Annotated in this window: 2 protein-coding genes; both read left to right on the top strand. The window is 65.2% G+C overall.

All coding sequences use genetic code 11. The features are described from left to right. Nucleotides 1-336: MFS transporter (locus Y705_RS19075; RefSeq protein ID WP_155850028.1), on the top strand; the 336-nt coding region annotated here is incomplete at its 5' end. A 127-nt stretch (nt 337-463) separates the two neighbouring features. Further along, nucleotides 464-1,792 carry an MFS transporter gene (locus tag Y705_RS0110335; protein WP_026532796.1) on the top strand — a complete coding sequence of 443 codons (1,329 nt, stop codon included), beginning with the start codon at nt 464-466 and terminating at the stop codon, nt 1,790-1,792. Nucleotides 1,793-2,004: the final 212 nt, after the last annotated feature.

Here is a 2,004-nt window from a genome sequence, read left to right as displayed (position 1 = left end):
GGCGGCATGGCGGCTCTGGCGGCTCTGCTCCTCCTGCCGCAGGCCGTCACACCCATGCTGCTGGTCCTGTTCCTGCTCGGCATTCCGGTGGGCCCCACCATGGTCACGATCTTCAGCATCGGCTCGGACGTTGCTCCGAAGCACCTGATGGGAACGGTCATGACCCTCCTTGCCAGCGGCATCGTTGCCGGAACTGCCCTCGGATCCTCGGTGGCCGGACTCCTCGCCGACGCCGCGGGCCCCTCCCAGGCGTTCCTCGTTCCGCTGTGTGCCGCCGTCGTGCTCCTTTGCCTCGGCTTCGTGAGCGCGTGGTTCCTGCGTCCGAGGGAACGTTAGGCGCTTGCCGGCCGTTGGAGGTCCGGTTGTAGCCGGATAGCGCGGGAAGCGGTTCGACGAGGTATGATTTCGCTCACAGTAACCGAACGTTCTGTCGGTAAATCAGTTCCTTCCATCTGGAGTGACAATGACGTCTTCAACCGTCGCGCAGACTACTGCGCACCGTACCTCGCCGGAGGAGCGCCGCGTCCTCGCGGGCACCCTCGTGGGCACCACCATCGAGTGGTATGACTTTTTCATCTTCGCGCAGCTGACCGCCACCGTGCTGTCGGCCCTGTTCCTGACGCCGCTCCAGGACTCGGATCCCGGCCTGGCCCAGGTGCTCGCCTTCTCCCTGATCGGCATCAGCTTCCTGTTCCGGCCCCTGGGCGCCATCGTTGCCGGCCACCTCGGTGACCGCTTCGGCAGGAAGTCCGTCCTCGTCGCTACGCTGATCCTCATGGGCGCAGCCACGGCGCTGATCGGCCTCCTGCCCACCTATGCCCAGATCGGAGCCTGGGCTCCGATCCTGCTGATCCTCCTGCGGATCGTCCAGGGCTTCTCGGCCGGCGGCGAGTGGGGCGGAGCTGCCCTCATGTCGGTGGAACATGCTCCACTGAGCAAGCGGGGCATCTTCGGCGCCTACCCCCAGATCGGGGTGCCGATCGGCATGATCCTCGCCACGGGGACGCTCCTCGGACTTCGGACGGCCATCCCTGAGGACCAGTTCCTCGAGTGGGGGTGGCGCGTTCCCTTCCTCCTGTCCGTCGTGCTGATCGTGGTGGGCTACCTGATCCGCCGTGCGGTCAGCGAGAGCCCGGTCTTCAAGCAACTCGCAGCACGCAAGGCCGAAAGCAAGGCGCCCCTGCGCGAGCTGTTCCGGAAGAACACACGCGAGGTGCTTCTCGCCGCAGTCATCTTCATCGGTAACAACGCTGCAGGCTACCTCGTCATCGCCTTCTTCATCTCCTACGCCACGGGAACCCTGGGAATGCCGCTGGTTCCCGTCCTGCTGGCCACAACGCTCGCATCCTTCGGCTGGCTGATCTTCACCATGGTGGGCGGATGGCTGTCGGACCGCATCGGCCGTGTCCGGACGTTCCAGATCGGTTATGCGCTGATCTTCGTCTGGATGCTGCCACTCTTTCTGCTTGTCGATACGGGTGACATCGTGCTGTACGGCGTCGGCCTGTTCGTCCTGACGATCGGACTCGGCCTTTCCTACGGGCCCATGTCCGCCATGTACGCCGAAATGTTCCCGGCGGCGGTCCGGTACTCCGGAATCTCCATCGGCTACGCACTCGGGGCGATCCTCGGCGGAGCATTCGCAGCCACGGTGGCACAACTCCTGCTCAAGACCTACGAGTGGTCCGGCGCCGTTGCCATCTACATCATGGTACTCTGCGCCATCTCGTTCATCGGTGTATCGATGGTCCGCGAGACCAAGGGCGCGGAACTGGGCGTTTCCGAGCACTAGGGCGGCCTTCGCTCGAATCGATCGGTCGTTGCGGCACCGGAGTTGTCCGGCTGCCGCAGCGACCGTTCCTGTTCCGGCTAACCCAGGCTCGGCGCCTGGGAAGGCGGAGCCGGGATCTGGACGTTCCCGGTGGCCCCTCCGTTGATCATCCCGCCCGTCGGAATTCCTCCGGTGATTCCGGATTCGCCCGGCCGGCCCGGGAACGGCTGGTC

The sequence above is a fragment of the Arthrobacter sp. H41 genome (assembly GCF_000520535.1).
GTDB lineage: Bacteria > Actinomycetota > Actinomycetes > Actinomycetales > Micrococcaceae > Arthrobacter_D.
The sequence above is the reverse complement of the archived record's forward strand: the minus strand, read 5'-3'. Positions and strand labels throughout refer to the sequence as shown.

Bases quoted from the DNA above. Each gene is read 5' to 3' on its own strand.
- Y705_RS0110335 (WP_026532796.1), top strand. From the start codon at position 464: ATGACGTCTTCAACCGTCGCGCAGACTACTGCGCACCGTACCTCGCCG.